The sequence below is a fragment of the Pseudomonas sp. MONT-RG-20F-20-E-7-02 genome (genome assembly GCF_022662395.1).
Classification (GTDB): domain Bacteria; phylum Pseudomonadota; class Gammaproteobacteria; order Pseudomonadales; family Pseudomonadaceae; genus Aquipseudomonas.
In genome coordinates, this window is sequence record NZ_JAKNQN010000001.1 from 424,895 (window position 1) to 443,359 (window position 18,465).

Sequence of the window (18,465 nt, forward strand, 5' to 3'; positions counted from 1 at the left end):
AGCACCCACATGAGCTTCGGCGCCGATGAAGAAATCCTTCAGGATTTCCTTGTAGAGGCCGGCGAAATTTTAGAGCAACTGTCCGAACAACTGGTCGAGCTGGAAAGCCGCCCGGATGATGCGAACCTGCTCAATGCAATTTTTCGCGGTTTTCACACTGTAAAAGGGGGCGCCGGCTTCCTCCAGCTCCATGAGCTGGTGGAGTGCTGTCACATCGCCGAGAACGTGTTCGACATCCTGCGCAAGGGTGAGCGACACGTCGACTCGGAACTGATGGACGTAATTCTCGAAGCATTGGATGCGGTCAACGGCATGTTCAGCGAAGTGCGCGAACGTGCCCCGATCACGGCTGCCACCCCGGAACTGCTGGCCGCCCTGGCGCGCCTGGCCGAACCTGCCGACACCACGGCTGCGCCGGTGGTGGAAGCGGCGCCGGTGGCCGAGCCTGAAGCGGATGTGACCGACAGCGAGTTCGAACAGCTGCTCAACTCCCTCAGCGCCGTGAAGGCCGAGGCGGAAGCGCCGCAAGCACCCGCTGCGCCCGCAGCCCCGCCTGCCACGCCGACCAGCGAAGACATTACCGACGCTGAGTTCGAGTCCTTGCTCGACCAGTTGCATGGCAAAGGCCAGTTCGCCGCCGACGCAGTGGCGCCTGCTGCCGCCGAACCGCAAGCACCGGCTGCGCCTGCCAGCACCGACATTACCGACGACGAATTCGAAGCATTGCTCGACCAACTGCACGGCAAAGGCACGTTTGTGGCCGAAGCCTTGCCGGAAGTCGCCGCGACCGCCGCGACCGCCGCAGCGCCAGCCGCCAAGGCTGAACCTGCCGGCGACGGGCTGATCTCCGATCACGAATTCGAAGCCCTGCTCGACGAATTGCACGGCAAAGGCAAGTTCACCGAAGTGGCCCCGGCCGCTGCGGCTGCAACTGCCGCACCAGTGGCAGAGAAACCTGCACCGGCCAAAGCTGCCGCCAAACCTGCTCCGGCTCCAGCCCCCGCAGCTGCTCCGGCACCTGCGCGTGCCGCAGCGGCGCCGGTGGCCGAAAAGCCTGCCAGTGAAGCCGAAACCACGGTGCGCGTTGATACTGCGCGCCTGGACGACATCATGAACATGGTCGGCGAACTGGTGCTGGTGCGTAACCGCCTCGTGCGCCTGGGCCTGAACAGCGGCGACGAAGCCATGCAAAAGGCCGTGTCGAACCTCGACGTGGTCACGGCAGACTTGCAGACCGCCGTGATGAAAACGCGGATGCAGCCGATCAAGAAAGTCTTCGGCCGCTTCCCGCGCCTGGTTCGCGACCTGGCGCGCCAGCTCAAGAAAGAAATCAACCTGGAACTGGTGGGTGAAGAAACCGACCTCGACAAAAACCTTGTCGAGGCCCTGGCCGACCCGCTGGTCCACTTGGTGCGCAACGCCGTCGACCATGGCGTCGAAACCCCGGAAGAACGCGAAGCCTCGGGCAAGTCCCGCAACGGCAAAGTGATTCTGGCGGCGGAACAGGAAGGCGACCATATCCTGCTGTCGATCACCGATGACGGCAAAGGCATGGACCCGGCGATTCTGCGCAATATCGCGGTCAAGCGTGGTGTGATGGACAAGGACGCCGCCGACCGCCTGACCGACACCGAGTGCTACAACCTGATCTTCGCCCCGGGCTTCTCGACCAAGACCGAGATCTCCGATGTGTCCGGCCGTGGCGTGGGCATGGACGTGGTGAAAACCAAGATCAGCCAGCTCAACGGCTCGATCAACATTTACTCGACCAAGGGCCAGGGCTCCAAGATCGTCATCAAGGTGCCGTTGACCCTGGCGATCATGCCGACCCTGATGGTGATGCTGGGCAACCAGGCGTTCGCCTTCCCGCTGGTCAACGTCAATGAGATCTTCCACCTCGACCTGTCGCGCACCAACGTGGTGGACGGCCAGGAAGTGGTGATCGTGCGCGACAAGGCGCTTCCACTGTTCTACCTCAAGCGCTGGCTGGTGGCTTCGGCCAAGCATGAAGAGCAGCGCGAAGGCCATGTGGTGATTCTCTCCGTGGGCACTCAGCGGATCGGCTTTGTCGTCGACCAGTTGGTGGGCCAGGAAGAAGTGGTCATCAAGCCTTTGGGCAAAATGCTGCAGGGAACCCCGGGCATGTCGGGTGCGACCATCACCGGTGACGGTCGGATCGCGCTGATTCTCGATGTTCCGAGCATGCTCAAGCGTTACGCCGCACGGCGTATTTGATTCTGGTGGGGCTTGGGCGGTAATGCCCGCCCCGCCTAACGGAGTGTTTATGGCAGTCAAGGTCCTGGTGGTGGACGATTCGGGTTTCTTCCGCCGCCGCGTCTCGGAAATTCTTTCCGCCGATCCAACGATTCAGGTGGTCGGTACGGCCACCAACGGCAAAGAAGCGATTGATCAAGCCATTGCGTTGAAGCCTGACGTGATCACCATGGACTACGAGATGCCGATGATGGATGGCATCACCGCAGTTCGGCACATCATGCAGCGCTGCCCGACTCCGGTGTTGATGTTCTCCTCGCTGACGCACGAAGGCGCCCGGGTCACCCTGGATGCGCTGGATGCCGGTGCAGTGGACTTCCTGCCGAAGAATTTCGAAGACATCTCGCGCAACCCCGAGAAGGTCAAGCAGATGCTGTGCGAGAAGGTGCACAGCATTTCGCGCAGTAACCGTCGCAGCCTGTTCAGTGCGCCAGCGCCTGCACCGGCGGCAGCGCCTGCTGCGCCGACGTCGTCATTTGCACGCCCGGCGCCTGCGCCCGTGGCACGCCCTGCGGCGCCACCCGTACGTGCCGCTGCACCGAGCGCCCATTCGCCTGCGCCCAAGCGCAAAGCCTACAAGCTGGTCGCTATCGGCACGTCTACCGGCGGCCCGGTGGCCCTGCAGCGCGTGTTGACGCAATTGCCGGCCAACTTTCCCGCACCGATCGTGCTGATCCAGCACATGCCGGCGGCCTTCACCAAGGCCTTCGCCGAGCGTTTGGACAAGCTGTGCCGCATCACTGTCAAGGAAGCCGAGGATGGCGACATCCTGCGTCCTGGCCTGGCGCTGCTGGCGCCGGGTGGCAAGCAGATGATGGTGGATGGCCGTGGCACGATCAAAATTCTGCCGGGTGACGAACGTTTGAATTACAAGCCGTGCGTGGACATCACCTTCGGCTCGGCAGCCAAGTCCTACGGCGACAAAGTTCTGGCGGTGGTGCTCACCGGCATGGGCGCCGACGGCCGTGAAGGCGCGCGCCTGCTCAAGCAAGGCGGCAGCGCGATCTGGGCGCAGGACGAAGCCAGCTGCGTGATCTATGGCATGCCCATGGCCATCGTCAAGGCGGACCTGGCTGACGCTGTCTACAGCCTGGACGACATCGGCAAGCATCTGGTGGAGGCCTGCCTCTGATGGATGTCTTGAGCCTGATTGGCATCACCATGGCGTTTGTCGCGATTATCGGCGGCAACTACCTTGAAGGCGGCCACCTTGGCGCCTTGGCCAACGGCCCGGCAGCGCTGATTGTGATTGGCGGCACCGTGGGTGCCGCGTTGTTGCAGTCGCCGCTGAGTTCGTTCAAGCGTGCCATGCAGATTCTGGTGTGGATTATTTTCCCGCCGCGCGTCGACCTGCCAGGCGGCATCGACCGCGTGGTCAACTGGAGCCTAACCGCCCGCAAGGAAGGCCTGCTGGGCCTGGAAGGCGTGGCCGATGCCGAGCCCGACAGCTACGCGCGCAAAGGCCTGCAATTGCTGGTGGACGGTGCCGAACCGGAAGCGATCCGCAGCATCCTCGAAGTGGACTTCTACACCCAGGAAAGCCGCGACATCAACGCCGCCAAAGTGTTTGAAAGCATGGGCGGCTACGCGCCGACCATCGGCATCATCGGTGCGGTGATGGGCTTGATCCACGTGATGGGCAACCTGGCCGACCCGTCGCAGTTGGGCAGCGGCATTGCCGTGGCGTTTGTCGCCACCATCTACGGCGTGGCGAGTGCCAACCTGGTGTTGCTGCCGGTGGCCAGCAAGCTCAAGTCGATCGCCATGCGCCAATCCCGTTACCGCGAAATGTTGCTGGAAGGCCTCTTGTCGATTGCCGAGGGTGAGAACCCGCGCTCCATCGAATTGAAGCTCCAGGGCTTCATGGATTGATGCGCATGCTTTGTGTAGGAGGGAGTTTGTGAGCCGTCGCCGCCGCGAGCCTGAAGAGCACGTCAACCATGAACGCTGGCTGGTGTCCTACGCCGACTTCATTACCTTGCTGTTCGCGTTTTTCGTGGTCATGTACTCCATCTCGTCGATCAACGAAGGCAAGTACAAGGTGATTTCCCAGGCACTGATCGGTGTGTTCAACGACGCCGACCGCGCCCTCAAGCCGATTCCTATCGGCGAAGAGCGGCCCAAGACCGTCACCCCGGCCAAGCCGCTGGTCAACGACAGCGACGAAACCGCCGCCGGCGTGGGCGGCACCAGCGACCCACTGAAAAGCATTGCCGATGACATCAGTGCCGCGTTTGGCGACCTGATTAAATCCAACCAGATGACCGTGCGCGGCAATGAGCTGTGGGTGGAGATCGAGCTGAACTCCAGCCTGCTGTTCGCCAGCGCCGACGCGATGCCGAGCGACCAGGCCTTCACCATCATCGACAAGGTGGCGGCGATCCTCAAGCCGTTTGAAAACCCGATCCACGTGGAAGGCTTTACCGACAATTTCCCGATTGCCACCGCGCAGTACCCGACCAACTGGGAACTGTCCTCGGCGCGTGCCGCGAGCATCGTGCGCATGCTCGCCATGCAGGGCGTGAACCCTGGCCGGCTGGCGTCGGTGGGCTATGGTGAATTCCAGCCGGTGGCCAATAACGCCACCGCCGAAGGCCGCGCGCGCAACCGCCGTGTGGTGCTGGTGGTGTCGCGCAACCTGGATGTACGCCGTAGCCTCACCGGCACCGGCACGGCCAATGCCACACCGGATGCGGCACTCAAGCGGGCTGGCACACAAACTGCACCGCCAACCGTTAAGCCGCCGGTTCGTCAGAGCGCCGTCAATTCTCCGTCACCGGCTCACTAATTTTATGCACTGTCTCGGTCGCGCCAACGCCTGCCGGGAGGAACCAACCGAATGAGAGTCTGGGCAGTTGCCAATCAAAAAGGTGGAGTCGGCAAGACCACCACCTCCATCGCCTTAGCCGGCTTGCTGGCCGAGGCGGGCAAGCGTGTGGTCGTGGTCGACCTGGACCCGCATGGCTCGATGACCAGCTATTTCGGCTACGACCCGGATGCGCTGGAGCACAGCTGCTACGACTTGTTCCTGCACAAAGGCAGCGTGCCTGCCGACTTGCCTGGGCAACTGTTGCTGCCCACCAGTAACGAAAGCATCTCACTGCTGCCGTCCAGCACCGCCCTGGCCACCCTTGAGCGCCAGTCGCCGGGGCAGAGCGGCCTGGGCCTGGTGATCGCCAAGACCCTGGCGCAACTGTGGCAGGACTTCGACTACGCCATTATCGACAGCCCGCCGCTGCTGGGCGTGCTGATGGTCAACGCCTTGGCGGCCAGCCAGCAACTGGTGATCCCGGTGCAGACCGAGCACCTGGCGGTCAAAGGTCTGGAACGCATGGTCAGCACCTTGGCGATGATCAATCGCTCGCGCAAGCAAGCGCTGCCGTTCAGCATTGTGCCGACCTTGTTCGACCGCCGTACCCAGGCGTCCCTCGGTACTTTGCGGGTATTGCGCGATGCCTACCCGGACACCATTTGGAACGGCTATATCCCGGTGGACACGCGCCTGCGTGACGCCAGCCGTGCCGGGCTGACGCCGTCGCAGTTCGACGGCAAAAGCCGTGGCGTGCTGGCCTACCGCGCGTTGCTTAAGCACCTGCTGTCGCAGCAACTTGTGGCGCAGGTGGCGTGATGAACCGTCCCGTTGAACTCAAGACCCGGCCGCAACTGGCACTGGAATCCTACCTGGATGCCTTGCTGCAGGAAGCGACGGAAGAAGAACTGCCGGAACCGCTGCTGGTACTTGAACCGGCCGTTGTAGAACCCGACAGCACGTTGGATGAATTCCAGCTGGCGGTGCTTGAAGAACAAGCCCGCGACGCGCATGTTGCGCCTGTGGTTGTGCCGATTGCACCGGTCGTGGTCGCGCCGGTGGTGGTCGAGCCCGTGGTGCAAGTGCACCTGCCGCCCAGCATCACGCCGCCGCCGGTCACCGGTGATGGCCGCCCGTCATGGGCCGCCGAGCCGTTCGAATGCCTGTTGTTCGACGTCGCCGGGTTGACCCTGGCGGTGCCGCTGGTGTGCCTGGGCTCGATTTATTCGCTGGAAGGCCAGGAGCTGACGCCACTGTTCGGGCAACCGGAATGGTTCCTCGGCATCCTGCCCAGCCAGGCCGGCAACCTCAAGGTGCTGGACACTGCGCGTTGGGTGATGCCCGACCGTTACCGCGATGATTTCCGCCAGGGTTTGCAGTACGTGATCTCGGTGCAGGGCTACGAGTGGGGGCTGGCGGTGCATCAAGTCAGCCGCTCGTTGCGCCTGGACCCGAATGAAATCAAATGGCGCAGCCACCGGGGTCAACGGCCATGGTTGGCAGGCACCGTGATTGAACACATGTGCGCGTTGCTCGACGTCGCCGAACTGGCTGAGTTGATCGCCAGCGGTGCCGTAAAAGCGATGCCACAGAACAAACGCAGTTGATTGAACAATAAGGCCCGCATGCAAGTGCGGTCAGCGAAGTACATACGCCGTGTTGAGCGGCAATTGAAGGGGTCCGAGAAATGAACAAGTCAGCATCCGCACAAGGTTTGGTCGATGATCCAATCCTGCAATGGGTAACCTTCAAGCTGGACAATGAGTCCTACGGCATCAACGTGATGCGCGTGCAGGAAGTGCTGCGCTACACCGAGATCGCCCCGGTGCCAGGTGCGCCAAGCTACGTGCTGGGCATCATCAACCTGCGCGGCAACGTGGTGACGGTGATCGATACCCGCCAGCGTTTTGGCCTGGTGCCGACCGAAGTCAACGACAACACCCGTATCGTCATCATCGAAGCCGACAAGCAAGTGGTCGGGATCATGGTCGACAGCGTGGCTGAAGTGGTTTACCTGCGCCAATCGGAAGTGGAAACCGCGCCGAACGTCGGCAACGAAGAATCCGCCAAGTTCATCCAGGGCGTGTGCAACAAGAACGGCGAGCTGCTGATTCTGGTTGAGCTGGACAAGATGATGAGCGAAGAAGAATGGCAGGACCTGGAGAACATCTGATTGTTTCTTGAAGCGGCGGTGATTGTCCTGGCCCTGTTGTGGGCTGGGACGGTGGCATTCCTGCTGCGCTATATGCGCCAGCAACGGGAATTGGCCCAGCAACAGGCTGAGCGTGATGCCGTGCGTGACCGGCGCATTCTCGACCTGGTCAAGCGCGTGGATCACTTCCAGCAGAGTGCGGTGAAGGTCGGGGACGAGGTGCATGAACTGCGCGCGATCCTCGGGCCATTGCCGGACAAGTTGGCGCAGATCGAACAGCGGGACCCGTCGAGCCTGTCATTTGCCCAGGCGGCAAAGCTGGTGGGCATGGGCGCGACCGTCGATGAGCTCACGCAGTCGTGTGGGCTGACCCAGGCTGAAGCGCAGCTGATGAGCAAGTTGCACAAGAGCTGACGTGCTGATTTTGATCGTGCCCACGCTCCGCGTGGGCATGCACCCTGTGACGCTCCGCGTCACGACTTAAGAGGCAAGACGCGGAGCGTCCAATGCTGCATTCCCACGCAGAGCGTGTGAACGATCATGCTGGCGGCCATGGGATGGTTAATTTCTCGCCTGCCAAATAATTTACGACTTCGATGGCTTTTTTCTCCTCCCCAAAGGTCCACATCCTTCAAGCACCTTTGAACCAGGAGATTTCCCCCGATGAGCACCCACAAGGCACTGTTGATCCTGCATGGCAAGCAAGCCCTCAACGAGGACGTGCGCGCGGCCGTGCAGGCCCGGCGTGAACAAGGCTGGGAGCTGGCGGTGCGGGTGACGTGGGAGGGCGGCGACGCCCGGCGCCTGGTCGACGAGGCCTTGGCCGACGGTTACACCCACCTGATCGCCGGTGGCGGCGACGGCACCTTGCGCGATGTGGCCGAAGCCATGGCCTTGGCCAAGACCGACGCCAGCCTGGTGCTGATGCCACTGGGTACCGCCAATGACTTCGCCCGCGCCGCCGGCGTGCCGCTGGAGCCGGCCAAGGCACTGGCGTTGCTGGATGTGCCGCCCAAGGCTATCGACCTCGGCCAGGCGGGTGGGCAAATGTTCCTCAATATGGCCACCGGCGGTTTTGGCAGCCAGGTCACGGCCAACACTTCCGAAGACCTGAAAAAAGTGCTCGGTGGCGCTGCTTACCTGTTCACCGGCCTGACGCGCTTCAGCGAATTGAAGGCGGCCTATGGCGAGCTGGAAGGCCCAGGTTTCCATTGGAAGGGCGATTTGCTTGCGCTGGGCATCGGCAACGGTCGCCAGGCGGGCGGTGGGCATGTGCTGTGCCCCGGCGCGCTGGCCGATGATGGCTTGCTCGATATCAGCATCCTGCCCGCGCCCCAGGAAGTGGTCGGCACGCTGATGACGCTGATGAGCGACGGCTGGGGCCTGGACAATATGTTTGTGCGCGCGCGCCTGCCATGGGTAGAAATCAAGGTGGCCGAAGGGCTGTACATCAACCTCGATGGCGAGCCGTTGAAGGGCGATGACCTGCGTTTTTCCGCGCTGCCCAAGGCCCTGCGCGTGCACTTGCCGCTGGACTCGCCGTTAGTCGTCCAGGCTGATGATCTGCTCGCGAACGGCGAATAACACCAGGCCCGCCACGTCGAAAATCTGCAGGCGTTTCATGATTTGCGAGCGGTGGGCTTCCACGGTCTTGATGCTCAGGCCCAGGCCGTGGGCGATTTCGCGGGTGGACTTGCCGCGCACGATCAACCGCAGGATTTCCAATTGGCGCGCTGTGAGGTTGTGGCTGTGGGCGGCGGGAGAGGTCGGGCCCTGGCTGCGGATCAGCGCCTGATTGATCACCGTGTGGGCAATCGCCGGGCTCAGGTAGCGCTCGTTGTTGCGCAAGGCCAGCAGGGCGTGTTCCAGCTCGTTGGCGGTGGTGTCCTTGAGCAGGTAGCCATGGGCGCCAGCTTCCAGCGCGCGCATGATCAGCTCCGGGTCGGTGTGCATCGACAGGATCAACACTTTGCTTTTTGGGTAGGCCGCTTTGAGTTGCTCTAATGCGTCCAGGCCGCCCAGTTGTTTCATCGACAGGTCCAGCAGCACGATATCCGGCTGCAGGGCGCTGAATTTTTCCAGCAACTGCGCGCCATCGCTGGCCTCGCCGATCACGGTGTAACCGGGCATGTCCTGGATCAGCGCGCGTACGCCGGCCCGTATCAGTGCGTGGTCATCCACCAAGAGTAAATTGCAGATCACTCGAGAACCTTAGGGGAACTGGCCCGTTCGAGGGCGCGCGGCGCCCAGGGAAAAAGCGCGTCGATCTTAGTACCTTTGCCTGGCTGGCTGTTGACGGACAGGGTGCCGCCCAACTGATCTATCCGCTCGGACATACCGGCCATGCCCCGTTGGCCTTCCAGGCCTGGGTTGATGGCAGGCGAGAAGCCCAGGCCGTCATCGCAGATCATCAGCGACAGGCCCTCGGGCAGGCGTTGCAGGCGTACCAGCAAGTTGTGCGCCTGGGCATGACGAAGCATGTTGGTCACCGCTTCCTGGGTGATGCGAAAGGCCGCCACGGCCATTTCTTCCGGGATACCGGTCAGCCGCTGCTGGCATTCCAGGCTCCAGTGGATCGGGGTGTTTTCCAGGGTCTTGAGCAGGTGCGCGCGCAGGCTGGCCTCCAGGCCCAGGCTGGCCAGCTGCCTTGGGTTGAGAATGGCCGACACATCGCGCACCTTGGCCAGGGTTTCATTCAGCGTGTTGCACAGCACCGTGCATTGGCTTTGCAGGTCGTCCGGCAGACGGCGCTTGAGCCATTCGCTCTGCAGTTTGGCGGCGGTAAGCAGCTGGCCGATGTCGTCATGCAATTCGCGGCTGAGGCGATGGCGTTCGTTTTCCTGGACTTGCAGCAGGCGATCGGCCAATTCCTGTGGCTGGAATTTGATCGATTTGCGCGAACTCCACTGCTGCAGGCCCACCACCAGCAAGGTGGCCAGGTTGAGCAGCAGGATCAGTAATGGCAACGGTGCCGAACGGGTGTAGGCCCACACGCTGACCAGCAAAGAGCAAAGGCACAGGGCGAGAACCATCCGACGGGCATTGCTGCGGGACACGGATCTTGCGATGAGTGACTTCAGGCTGGCGTACATAGCGGATGGAGCCAATCAAGGTTCGCTGCGGGAAGACCGGTCATGGCGGCTGACAGGGCTCTGTTTGGAATGCGGTGCCGAAACATTTTTTTGTACATAGTGAAGTTGAGTCACTTCGAGCGGGGCATAGTACCACCACTATTACCGTTGGTCGCCTGGCGCCTCACTCCACTGCTTATTAGACACGCACAAACGCCCTGGGCCCTAATCCTGACATTAAGGAGTCCCAGAGTTCAAAGAGGTGGCAGTTGTATTAATTAAGTGGGTTTGTAGAGTTATAGCGTTGATGGCTAATTGATATATCGGTGTCGTTTTTAGATAACTCACCGATTGAATACGACCTGCTCAACACTCAAGACGTGTGATGCACACGCTGCTGCGGTTTATAACCGAAGTCTTTTTGTGGGATCTGCAAGGTGACCGTCGCAATCAATTTAGTTTGTTCGCTTTCATCCAGCGCCAACTCCCCGGTGCGGGCGTCAATCAGCTCCAGTTGCCAAGCCAGTAATGTCAGGCAGTCATGCAGGGCATTCAAGGCCTGGTCATGCAGTTCCATGGGGCTTGCGGCATTCGCAATCAGGTATTGAATGTGCCGGGAGAATTCGCTGATCGCCTGCAGGGCCAGGCCTTCGGCCTTTTCAGCCAGTTTGCTCAGGCTGATTTTCATGCAGTCGATGGCATCGCTGTCGTTGCGAATCAAGTGCAAGTGGTTCAAGCACTCTTCGGACTTGGCCAGGAGCGTCTCGGCTTCAAGCAAGAACTCGGGAAGAGCGGTTTGCCATTCGTTTGCGTTATTCATCATGCAAGTCTCCGCACATAAGGTCGGGTTGATGAGATGCCGCACCGGGTGAATGGCGTAAAACTACCGCTGAAATATGACTGAAATCTGTAGCCCCGTTCTGAAATTTCGGTAGGACCGATACTTGAATGATCGCAAATGCCGCGCATACGCCGCACTATCCTGGGCGATTGCACAACTTCAGTTGCCGCCACGAGTGTCTCTGGAAGACCCGTGGGCCGAGGGCTTGGGATGGCAAACAAAAGCCTGACTCCATTCATGCAATGAGAATGGCGTCACATTAATGGCTATTAGATATCGCGAATATCAGGTTGGGCCTGATTGTTCATAGGGGAATCCCTTACACAGCGGAACCTCGCGTCGATTTGAATGTCGCGCGACGTTGCTGTAGTGCCATTTGGAGAGGCCGTTGCAGTAAAGCATGATGTCAGTGTGACATCAATGAATTTACGTGGCATTTTACGGGGGTCAAGGTCTGGCGCTTGCCGCCGATAACTAGCCTTAAGTGAACAGCACAATCCCACATCAGGAGCTTTTAATGGCCGGCATTCTCGACACGGTAGATCAACGCACGCAACTGGTGGGTGAGAATCGCCTGGAGATTCTTATGTTTCGCCTGGCCGGGCGGCAGTTGTTCGCGATCAACGTGTTCAAGGTGCAGGAGGTCCTGCAACTGCCCAAGCTGACGCTGATGCCCCAGCGCCACCCGTTCGTGTGCGGCGTGGTCAACCTGCGCGGCCAGACCCTGCCGGTGATCGACCTGTCCCAGGCCATCGGCATGCGCCCGCTGGTGCCAGGCCCCAACAGCACGATTATCGTCACCGAGTACAACCGCTCGGTGCAGGCGTTTCTGGTCGGCGGCGTAGACCGCATCGTCAACATGAACTGGGAAGCCATCCTGCCGCCACCGGCCAGCGCCGGGCGCCAGCATTACCTCACGGCGATCAGCAAGGTCGATGACCAGTTGGTGGAAATCATCGACGTGGAAAAAGTCCTCGCCGAAATCGTGCCGTACAACGCCAAGGTCTCCCGGGAAAAACTCGAAGACCCGGTGCTGGAACGCGCCCGTGGTCGCGAAGTGCTGCTGGTGGACGACTCCAATGTGGCGCTGTCGCAGCTGCGCGACACCCTGGGGCAGCTCGGCGTGAAGATGCACATCGCCAGCGACGGCCTCAAGGCACTGAACATGCTCAAGGCCTGGGCCGACAGCGGCCAGGTGATGACCGACAAACTGCTGATGATTTTCACCGACGCCGAAATGCCCGAGATGGACGGCTACCGCCTGACCACCGAAATCCGCAACGACCCGCGCCTGCGTGGGCTGTACGTGGTGCTGCACACCTCGCTGTCGGGCAGCTTCAACGACTCGATGGTGAAAAAGGTTGGCTGCGATAATTTCCTGTCCAAATTCCAGCCCGACAAGCTGGTGGACGTGGTGCGTCAACGCCTGATGCTGGACGAAGTGCCTGCCTGACTTTAGGGTGACACTTTGTTTCTCAGGAATGCAGGCCCATGCTTCGTCTCAGCGCGTTGTACCGTTACCCCTTGAAGTCCGGCAAGGCCGAGACCTTGCAGCACATCGGCCTGGATAAACTCGGGCTGGCGGGGGATCGACGCTGGATGTTGGTGGACGAAGCCAGCGGACGATTTCTGACGCAGCGCGCAGTGGCGAAGATGAGCCAGTTGTCGGCGTTATGGAACAGTGCCGGCGGCTTGACCCTGAGTTCGCCCGGCCACCCGACGCTGGACGTGCCCCTGCCCGGCGGCGACGCCGAGTTGCGCGGCGTGACCATCTGGCGTGACACCCTGCGTGTGCCGGATGCCGGCGATGCCGCCGCTGCCTGGGTCAGCGAGTTTATCGGCAAGCCCACGCGGCTGGTGCAGATGCCGCTTGCGCGCGCGCGTACCACCGAGGCCGGTTTCGGCAATGATGATGACCAAGTGGCGTTTGCCGACGGTTACCCGCTGTTGCTGATCGGCCAGGGCTCCCTGGACGATCTGTCCCGGCAGGTGGGCCGGCCCATGGAAATGTTGCGTTTTCGTCCCAATCTGGTGATCGAAGGCGCTGACGCATTCGCCGAAGACGGCTGGAAGCGCCTGCGTATTGGCGATGTCGAGTTCCGCGTGGTCAAGCCATGTTCACGCTGCATTCTCACCACCATTGACCCCGCCACCGGCGAGCGCAGTGCTGACCGCGAACCTTTCGCCACGCTCGATGCGTACCGCAAGACGGAGAACGGCGCGATGTTCGGCCAGAACCTGGTCAATGATGGCGTCGGGCGCCTGGAAGTCGGCATGCCGGTGACCATTCTTGAGTAATGTGCGCCACCCATAAAAAATGCCCGTCTCCTGCGAGACGGGCATTTTTTTGACCTTGGCTGAATCAGCCGCGGTATTCGCACAGGTAAGCGGTATCTACGGCGACCTTCAGCTGGAACTTGCTGTTGGCCGGCACGTTGAACTGGCTGCCGGCGGCGAAGGTTTCCCACTCGCTGGCGTCCGGCAGTTTCACGCTCAGCGCGCCAGACACCACGTGCATGATTTCACGCTGGGCGGTGCCGAATTCGTATTCACCCGGAGCCATTACGCCGATGGTCGCCGGACCTTCTGCGGTGCCGAAAGCGATCGACTTGACGGTGCCGTCAAAGTATTCGTTGACTTTAAACATGGGTGAATCCTCGGAAAAGGGTCTGGAAAGGCTGGCCAGTATGCCCAAGCCCAGGGGAGCTGCCTAGACCGGCAGAATCAATGGCAACAGGCGTGCGGTGTTGCGCGCATCTTCCAGCGCCCGGTGTTGCTGGCCATGGAACTGCATCCCCGCCAATTGCAGGGCGCCGTTGAGCCCCAGCGGCTTGTCCAGCCGCCGGGCCTTGGCGAAACGCTGCTTGAGGTTCACATGCGGCGTGTGCGCAAGCGCGCTGGCCAGGCCATGGCGTTGCCATTCAAGCTCAAGCTGCTGGCGGTCGTAGTCACCCCAGCTGGCCCAGCCTTCCAGGCGTGCGTGATGCTGGCCCAACCAGCGTTCGAACAACGGCCACACCTCGGTCATCGCTGCCGCGCCGTCGATGTTGGCCTGGGTGATATGCGTGAGTTGCCGGCAGAAGGGCGTCAGCAACGGCCGACGCAGCGGCCGCACAAAGCGCTGGAAGTGATCCAGCTCGCGGCCCTGGCGGTTGACCAGGCTCGCGCCGATCTCGATGACTTCCATCTCCGTCACGGGCCAGCCGCCTTCATCCGTTGTGGCTTCAAGGTCAATAATCAGCCAATGAGGCATCGCGCAGGTTCCCGTACTCTTCCCTTCCAGATGGGGATAGAGCGTAGCCAAGCCTCGTAGTTCCGCCTAGGCCTTTTCAATCTCCAGCAACACCTGGCGATTACGCACCTGATCGCCGGCGCTCACTTGCACGCCTGTGATCACGCCATCTATCCCGGCCGTCAACGGGTGTTCCATTTTCATCGCTTCGAGTACCAGCAGCAATTGACCTCTGGTGACGCGCTCACCGACGCTCACCCGTACATCGACAATCGCGCCGTCCATCGGCGCCTTGACGCTGCCGCTGGCAACCTCGGCCTGGCGGCTGGCGACTTGCTGGGTACGGTTGATGACCTTCACGCCGGGCAGCCAGAGCTGGGTGTCGTCGAGATGATAGGCGCAGCGGCGGCGGATCCCGTTGATGACCACGGTCGCCCAGCGGCCGTCGCTGCTGAAGTGGCTGATATCGATGCCGTTGGCCTGCAGATGGTCGTTTGCCGGAACGCTGACGGCAACCTCGTGGGCCTCTTCGTTGATTTCCAGGCGATAGCTCCACGCCGTGCTGGCGGAGTTGCGCCAGCCGACTAAACCCTGCCGGTGAGCGCTGGCGCTGTGGTGATAAAACAGCGCGGCGGCCAAGGCGATCTGTTCGTCCGTTGCTGCCTGGTGCGGGATTTCATTGAAGTGTTCGGCGATGAGTCCGGTGCTGAAATCGCCGGCGATAAAATCCGGGTGCTTGAGCAGGTCGGCCAGCAAGCGCTGGTTGGTCGTCACGCCCAGCAACACAGTATCTTCCACCGCCCGCAGCAGTTTGCGCCGCGCCTCTTCGCGGGTGGCGCCGTGGGCGATGATCTTGCCGAGCATGGCGTCGTAGAACGGGCTGATGCGCTGGCCTTCAAGTACGCCATGGTCAACCCGCACGCCAGCGGCGGGCTCCCAGCGCAGCACGTCACCGGTTTGCGGCAGAAAGCCCTGGGCCGGGTCCTCGGCGTACAGGCGCACTTCCATGGCGTGGCCACTCAGCGTTACGTCGGCCTGTGTCAGCGGCAGCGGTTGGCCGGCGGCGATGTGCAGTTGCCAGGCCACCAGGTCGAGGCCGGTAATCAGCTCGGTGACGGGATGTTCGACTTGCAGGCGGGTATTCATTTCCAGGAAATAGAAGCGGCCACTGCGGTCGAGCAAAAATTCCACGGTGCCGGCGCCGACATAGTTGACGGCGCGCCCGGCCTTGAGCGCGGCTTCGCCCATGGCCTGGCGCAGCTCGGCTGTCATCACCGGGCAGGGCGCTTCCTCGATGACTTTTTGATGGCGGCGCTGGAGTGAACAGTCGCGTTCGCCCAAGTAGATGAGGTTGCCGTGGCTGTCGCCAAACACTTGAATTTCGACATGGCGCGGCGCGATCAGCGCTTGTTCGAGGATCAGTTCGTCACTGCCGAAGGCGTTCATGGCCTCGGAACGCGCGGTGCGCAGTTGGTCGAGCAGTTGGCCGCTGCCGTGCACCAGGCGCATACCGCGACCGCCACCACCGGCACTGGCTTTGATCATCAGCGGGTAGCCGATGCGCTGGGCTTGCTGTTGCAAAGTAGCGTCGTCCTGGGCGCTGCCTTGGTAGCCGGCGATGCACGGCACGCCAGCGTCAAGCATGGCGAGTTTGGACAGGCGCTTGCTGCCCATCAGCTTGATCGCGTCGGGGCCAGGGCCGATGAAGGTGAGCCCCGCGTGTTGGCAGGCCAGGGCGAAGTCGGGGTTTTCGGAGAGAAAACCGTAGCCGGGGTGGATGGCGTCGGCGCCGGTTTTCAGCGCGGCTTCGAGGATGGCCGGGATGTTCAGGTACGACTGGTTGACGGGCGCCGGGCCGATGTTGACGGCCTCGTCGGCCATTTGCACGTGCAGGGCCTGGGCGTCGGTGTCGCTGTAGACCGCCACGGTGCGGTAGCCCAGGGCCTGGGCGGTGCGCTGGATACGGCAGGCGATTTCGCCGCGGTTGGCGATCAGGATTTTGCTGAAATTGGGCATGGGTTTATCCCTTGGCACACTGGGTGAATGTTCTGGCCCCATCGCAGGCAAGCCAGCTCCCACAGGGAGAATGTGGGAGCTGGCTTGCCTGCGATGGCATCACTTGCACCAACTCGGCTTACGCTTCTGCACAAACGCCTGAGTCCCCTCAATCCCTTCCACTCCCGTCACCGCCTCGGCAAACCACTGCGCCCCTCGATCCAATACCTGCTCGAGCGGTTCATCAACACTGGCGAGCAACAGCGCTTTAGTCCGCCCATTTGCCCCCGGTGCACAGCGCAATACTTGCCCCAGCACCTCATCCAAACGCTCCGCCAACGCTTGCGCATCGGCCTCGACAAAATGCACCACGCCCAGCCGCTGCGCCTCAACCCCATCAAACCGCGCCGCCGTCAGCGCCAGCCGCCGTGCCTGGGTCAAGCCGATCCGCTTGACCACAAACGGCGCAATCTGCGCCGGCAACAACCCCAGGCTGGTTTCCGGCAAACCGAACTTCGCCTGATGATCGGCAATCGCAATATCACTCACACACGCCAACCCGAACCCGCCGCCCAACACCGCGCCTTGCAGCACCACGATCACCACCTGCGGCACGGCCTCGACTTCTTGCAGCAAGGTGCCAAATGCGCGGTTCAAGGCCTGCAACTGGTCGCCCGCCGTGATCATGTCCTTCACATCCGCCCCGGCGCAGAAGTGCCCGCCAGCGCCGCTGATCACCAGCGCGCGCACCTGGCTGTCGAGCTGCGCCAAAACCGCCCGCAGTTCATTGACCATCTCCAGGCTCATGGCATTGCGGCTGGCCGGGCGGTTGAGGGTGATGTGCAGCACGCCGTTGTGCGGTTCGAGCAGCAAGGTGTTCATGACTTTTTCCCCGGCAGCGTGCCCATCAGTTTGCAGATGATGCCCAGCATGATTTCGTCGGCACCGCCGCCAATCGACACCAGCCGCACGTCGCGGTAGGCGCGGGCCACCGGGTTGTCCCACATGAAGCCCATGCCGCCCCAGTATTGCAGGCAACTGTCGCTGACTTCGCGGCCCAGGCGCCCGGCCTTGAGCTTGGCCATGGAGGCCAGGCGAGTCACGTCCTGGCCTTTGATGTATTGCTCGGTGGCCTGGTAGACCAGCGCGCGCAGGCATTCGATTTCAGTGGCCAGTTCGGCCAGGCGAAAGTGGATGACCTGGTTGTCGATCAGCGCCTTGCCGAAGGTCTGGCGCTCCTTGCAGTAGTCGATGGTGCTGTCGATGCAGTACTCCAGGCCCTTGATCATGTTGGCAGCGCCGAACAGGCGTTCTTCCTGGAACTGCAGCATCTGCATCATGAACCCCGCGCCTTCGTGGCCAATGCGGTTGCGCTGCGGCACGCGTACGCCGTCGAAGAACACCTGGGCGGTCTCGGAGCTGTGCATGCCGAGTTTTTCCAGCGGCGGGCTGACGCTGATGCCGGGCGTGTTCATCGGCACCATGATCAGCGACTTGTTGATGTGCGGCTTGTCGTCGGAGGTGTTGGCCAGCAAGCAGATGAAGTCGGCGCTGGGCGAGTTGGTGATCCACATTTTGCTGCCGTTGATCACATAGTCGTCGCCGTCCTTGCGCGCATGGGTTTTCAGCCCGGCCACGTCGGAGCCGGCGCCGGTTTCCGAGACGCCGATGCAGCCCACTTGCTCGCCGCTGATGGCCGGGCGCAGGAACTCGTCGCGCAGTTCATCGCTGCCGAAGCGGGCGAGGGCGGGGGTGCACATGTCGGTCTGTACGCCGATGGACATGGGGATGCCGCCACAGCGAATGCTGCCGAACTCTTCGGCGGCGACTACGGAATAGCTGTAGTCCAGGCCCATGCCGCCGAATTTCTCCGGCTTGGAAATGCCCAGCAGGCCGAGATCGCCGGCTTTGCGGAAGATCTCGTGGATGGGAAAGCGCCCGGCTTTTTCCCATTCATCGACGTGTGGGTTGATTTCGCGGTCGACGAAGGCGCGAACGGTACGGCGCAGTTCCTGGTGTTCCTGGGTGAAGATCATTGTTGTTGTTCTCCTTTTGGGACGCGGAGCGTCCTGGGCTGCATTACCACGCGGA

Annotated in this window: 19 protein-coding genes; 11 read left to right on the forward strand and 8 right to left on the reverse strand. The window is 61.8% G+C overall.

The window, feature by feature from the left end:
• Positions 1 to 9 precede the first annotated feature (9 nt).
• The 9 genes from L8I05_RS01950 to yegS all read left to right on the forward strand — a co-directional run bounded on the left by L8I05_RS01950 (position 10) and on the right by yegS (position 8,819).
• On the forward strand, positions 10 to 2,235 hold the full coding sequence (locus tag L8I05_RS01950) for a chemotaxis protein CheA (RefSeq protein ID WP_242167018.1): 2,226 nt from the start codon (positions 10 to 12) through the stop codon (positions 2,233 to 2,235).
• 49 nt (positions 2,236 to 2,284) lie between these two features.
• Positions 2,285 to 3,406: a chemotaxis response regulator protein-glutamate methylesterase gene (locus L8I05_RS01955; protein ID WP_159958590.1), complete on the forward strand. Its 1,122-nt coding sequence runs from the start codon at positions 2,285 to 2,287 to the stop codon at positions 3,404 to 3,406.
• A complete protein-coding gene (locus L8I05_RS01960) occupies positions 3,406 to 4,146 on the forward strand; it encodes a flagellar motor protein (RefSeq protein WP_145158855.1) in 741 nt (246 codons plus the stop codon). The genes L8I05_RS01955 and L8I05_RS01960 overlap by 1 nt, the downstream gene beginning before the upstream one ends.
• Positions 4,147 to 4,174: 28 nt before the next feature.
• Positions 4,175 to 5,062, forward strand: a complete 888-nt coding sequence (gene motD, locus L8I05_RS01965) for a flagellar motor protein MotD (RefSeq protein WP_177019005.1) — start codon at positions 4,175 to 4,177, stop codon at positions 5,060 to 5,062.
• A gap of 51 nt (positions 5,063 to 5,113) precedes the next feature.
• Positions 5,114 to 5,902 carry a ParA family protein gene (locus L8I05_RS01970; protein ID WP_014719332.1) on the forward strand — a complete coding sequence of 263 codons (789 nt, stop codon included), beginning with the start codon at positions 5,114 to 5,116 and terminating at the stop codon, positions 5,900 to 5,902.
• The gene (locus tag L8I05_RS01975; protein WP_242167019.1) at positions 5,902 to 6,690 is read left to right on the forward strand and encodes a CheW domain-containing protein; all 789 of its coding nucleotides are present in this window, start codon (positions 5,902 to 5,904) and stop codon (positions 6,688 to 6,690) included. The genes L8I05_RS01970 and L8I05_RS01975 overlap by 1 nt, the downstream gene beginning before the upstream one ends.
• A gap of 80 nt (positions 6,691 to 6,770) precedes the next feature.
• On the forward strand, positions 6,771 to 7,256 hold the full coding sequence (locus tag L8I05_RS01980; RefSeq protein ID WP_106576477.1) for a chemotaxis protein CheW: 486 nt from the start codon (positions 6,771 to 6,773) through the stop codon (positions 7,254 to 7,256).
• A complete protein-coding gene (locus L8I05_RS01985; protein WP_159958582.1) occupies positions 7,257 to 7,649 on the forward strand; it encodes a DUF2802 domain-containing protein in 393 nt (130 codons plus the stop codon).
• A 249-nt stretch (positions 7,650 to 7,898) separates the two neighbouring features.
• Positions 7,899 to 8,819: a lipid kinase YegS gene (gene yegS / locus L8I05_RS01990; RefSeq protein WP_242167020.1), complete on the forward strand. Its 921-nt coding sequence runs from the start codon at positions 7,899 to 7,901 to the stop codon at positions 8,817 to 8,819.
• Here the strand turns inward: yegS and L8I05_RS01995 are convergent.
• From L8I05_RS01995 to L8I05_RS02005, 3 genes are all read right to left on the reverse strand, one after another.
• The gene (locus tag L8I05_RS01995) at positions 8,778 to 9,437 is read right to left on the reverse strand and encodes a response regulator transcription factor (RefSeq protein WP_159958578.1); all 660 of its coding nucleotides are present in this window, start codon (positions 9,435 to 9,437) and stop codon (positions 8,778 to 8,780) included. The two genes, yegS and L8I05_RS01995, sit on opposite strands and share 42 nt — an antisense overlap.
• The gene (locus L8I05_RS02000) at positions 9,434 to 10,327 is read right to left on the reverse strand and encodes a sensor histidine kinase (RefSeq protein ID WP_242167465.1); all 894 of its coding nucleotides are present in this window, start codon (positions 10,325 to 10,327) and stop codon (positions 9,434 to 9,436) included. The genes L8I05_RS01995 and L8I05_RS02000 overlap by 4 nt, the downstream gene beginning before the upstream one ends.
• A 352-nt stretch (positions 10,328 to 10,679) precedes the next feature.
• Entirely contained in the window at positions 10,680 to 11,129 is a 450-nt protein-coding gene (locus L8I05_RS02005) for a hypothetical protein (protein WP_174245645.1), read from the reverse strand.
• Positions 11,130 to 11,664: 535 nt separating this feature from the next.
• Between L8I05_RS02005 and L8I05_RS02010 the strand changes: the two genes are divergently transcribed.
• Together L8I05_RS02010 and L8I05_RS02015 are read left to right on the forward strand one after the other, a co-directional pair.
• Entirely contained in the window at positions 11,665 to 12,600 is a 936-nt protein-coding gene (locus L8I05_RS02010) for a chemotaxis protein CheV (RefSeq protein WP_017134971.1), read from the forward strand.
• Positions 12,601 to 12,638: 38 nt separating this feature from the next.
• Positions 12,639 to 13,445, forward strand: a complete 807-nt coding sequence (locus L8I05_RS02015) for an MOSC domain-containing protein (protein ID WP_242167021.1) — start codon at positions 12,639 to 12,641, stop codon at positions 13,443 to 13,445.
• 64 nt (positions 13,446 to 13,509) lie between these two features.
• Here L8I05_RS02015 and L8I05_RS02020 read toward each other — a convergent pair whose 3' ends face one another.
• The 5 genes from L8I05_RS02020 to atuD all read right to left on the reverse strand — a co-directional run bounded on the left by L8I05_RS02020 (position 13,510) and on the right by atuD (position 18,410).
• Positions 13,510 to 13,794, reverse strand: coding sequence for a pyrimidine/purine nucleoside phosphorylase (locus L8I05_RS02020; protein ID WP_094950776.1), 285 nt, complete (start codon positions 13,792 to 13,794; stop codon positions 13,510 to 13,512).
• 63 nt (positions 13,795 to 13,857) lie between these two features.
• Entirely contained in the window at positions 13,858 to 14,400 is a 543-nt protein-coding gene (locus tag L8I05_RS02025; RefSeq protein WP_159958574.1) for an exonuclease domain-containing protein, read from the reverse strand.
• Positions 14,401 to 14,466: 66 nt separating this feature from the next.
• The gene (locus L8I05_RS02030; protein ID WP_242167022.1) at positions 14,467 to 16,395 is read right to left on the reverse strand and encodes an acetyl/propionyl/methylcrotonyl-CoA carboxylase subunit alpha; all 1,929 of its coding nucleotides are present in this window, start codon (positions 16,393 to 16,395) and stop codon (positions 14,467 to 14,469) included.
• A 99-nt stretch (positions 16,396 to 16,494) separates the two neighbouring features.
• Positions 16,495 to 17,256, reverse strand: coding sequence for an enoyl-CoA hydratase-related protein (locus L8I05_RS02035; RefSeq protein WP_242167023.1), 762 nt, complete (start codon positions 17,254 to 17,256; stop codon positions 16,495 to 16,497).
• On the reverse strand, positions 17,253 to 18,410 hold the full coding sequence (gene atuD / locus L8I05_RS02040) for a citronellyl-CoA dehydrogenase (RefSeq protein WP_159958568.1): 1,158 nt from the start codon (positions 18,408 to 18,410) through the stop codon (positions 17,253 to 17,255). The genes L8I05_RS02035 and atuD overlap by 4 nt, the downstream gene beginning before the upstream one ends.
• Positions 18,411 to 18,465 lie beyond the last annotated feature (55 nt).

Bases quoted from the DNA above. Each gene is read 5' to 3' on its own strand.
- L8I05_RS02025 (WP_159958574.1), bottom strand. From the start codon at position 14,400: ATGCCTCATTGGCTGATTATTGACCTTGAAGCCACAACGGATGAAGGC.
- L8I05_RS02010 (WP_017134971.1), top strand. From the start codon at position 11,665: ATGGCCGGCATTCTCGACACGGTAGATCAACGCACGCAACTGGTGGGT.
- L8I05_RS01975 (WP_242167019.1), top strand. From the start codon at position 5,902: ATGAACCGTCCCGTTGAACTCAAGACCCGGCCGCAACTGGCACTGGAA.
- L8I05_RS02030 (WP_242167022.1), bottom strand. From the start codon at position 16,395: ATGCCCAATTTCAGCAAAATCCTGATCGCCAACCGCGGCGAAATCGCC.
- L8I05_RS02005 (WP_174245645.1), bottom strand. From the start codon at position 11,129: ATGATGAATAACGCAAACGAATGGCAAACCGCTCTTCCCGAGTTCTTG.
- L8I05_RS01960 (WP_145158855.1), top strand. From the start codon at position 3,406: ATGGATGTCTTGAGCCTGATTGGCATCACCATGGCGTTTGTCGCGATT.
- L8I05_RS01980 (WP_106576477.1), top strand. From the start codon at position 6,771: ATGAACAAGTCAGCATCCGCACAAGGTTTGGTCGATGATCCAATCCTG.
- L8I05_RS01955 (WP_159958590.1), top strand. From the start codon at position 2,285: ATGGCAGTCAAGGTCCTGGTGGTGGACGATTCGGGTTTCTTCCGCCGC.
- L8I05_RS02000 (WP_242167465.1), bottom strand. From the start codon at position 10,327: ATGTACGCCAGCCTGAAGTCACTCATCGCAAGATCCGTGTCCCGCAGC.
- L8I05_RS02035 (WP_242167023.1), bottom strand. From the start codon at position 17,256: ATGAACACCTTGCTGCTCGAACCGCACAACGGCGTGCTGCACATCACC.
- L8I05_RS02015 (WP_242167021.1), top strand. From the start codon at position 12,639: ATGCTTCGTCTCAGCGCGTTGTACCGTTACCCCTTGAAGTCCGGCAAG.
- atuD (WP_159958568.1), bottom strand. From the start codon at position 18,410: ATGATCTTCACCCAGGAACACCAGGAACTGCGCCGTACCGTTCGCGCC.
- yegS (WP_242167020.1), top strand. From the start codon at position 7,899: ATGAGCACCCACAAGGCACTGTTGATCCTGCATGGCAAGCAAGCCCTC.
- L8I05_RS01950 (WP_242167018.1), top strand. From the start codon at position 10: ATGAGCTTCGGCGCCGATGAAGAAATCCTTCAGGATTTCCTTGTAGAG.
- L8I05_RS01970 (WP_014719332.1), top strand. From the start codon at position 5,114: ATGAGAGTCTGGGCAGTTGCCAATCAAAAAGGTGGAGTCGGCAAGACC.
- L8I05_RS02020 (WP_094950776.1), bottom strand. From the start codon at position 13,794: ATGTTTAAAGTCAACGAATACTTTGACGGCACCGTCAAGTCGATCGCT.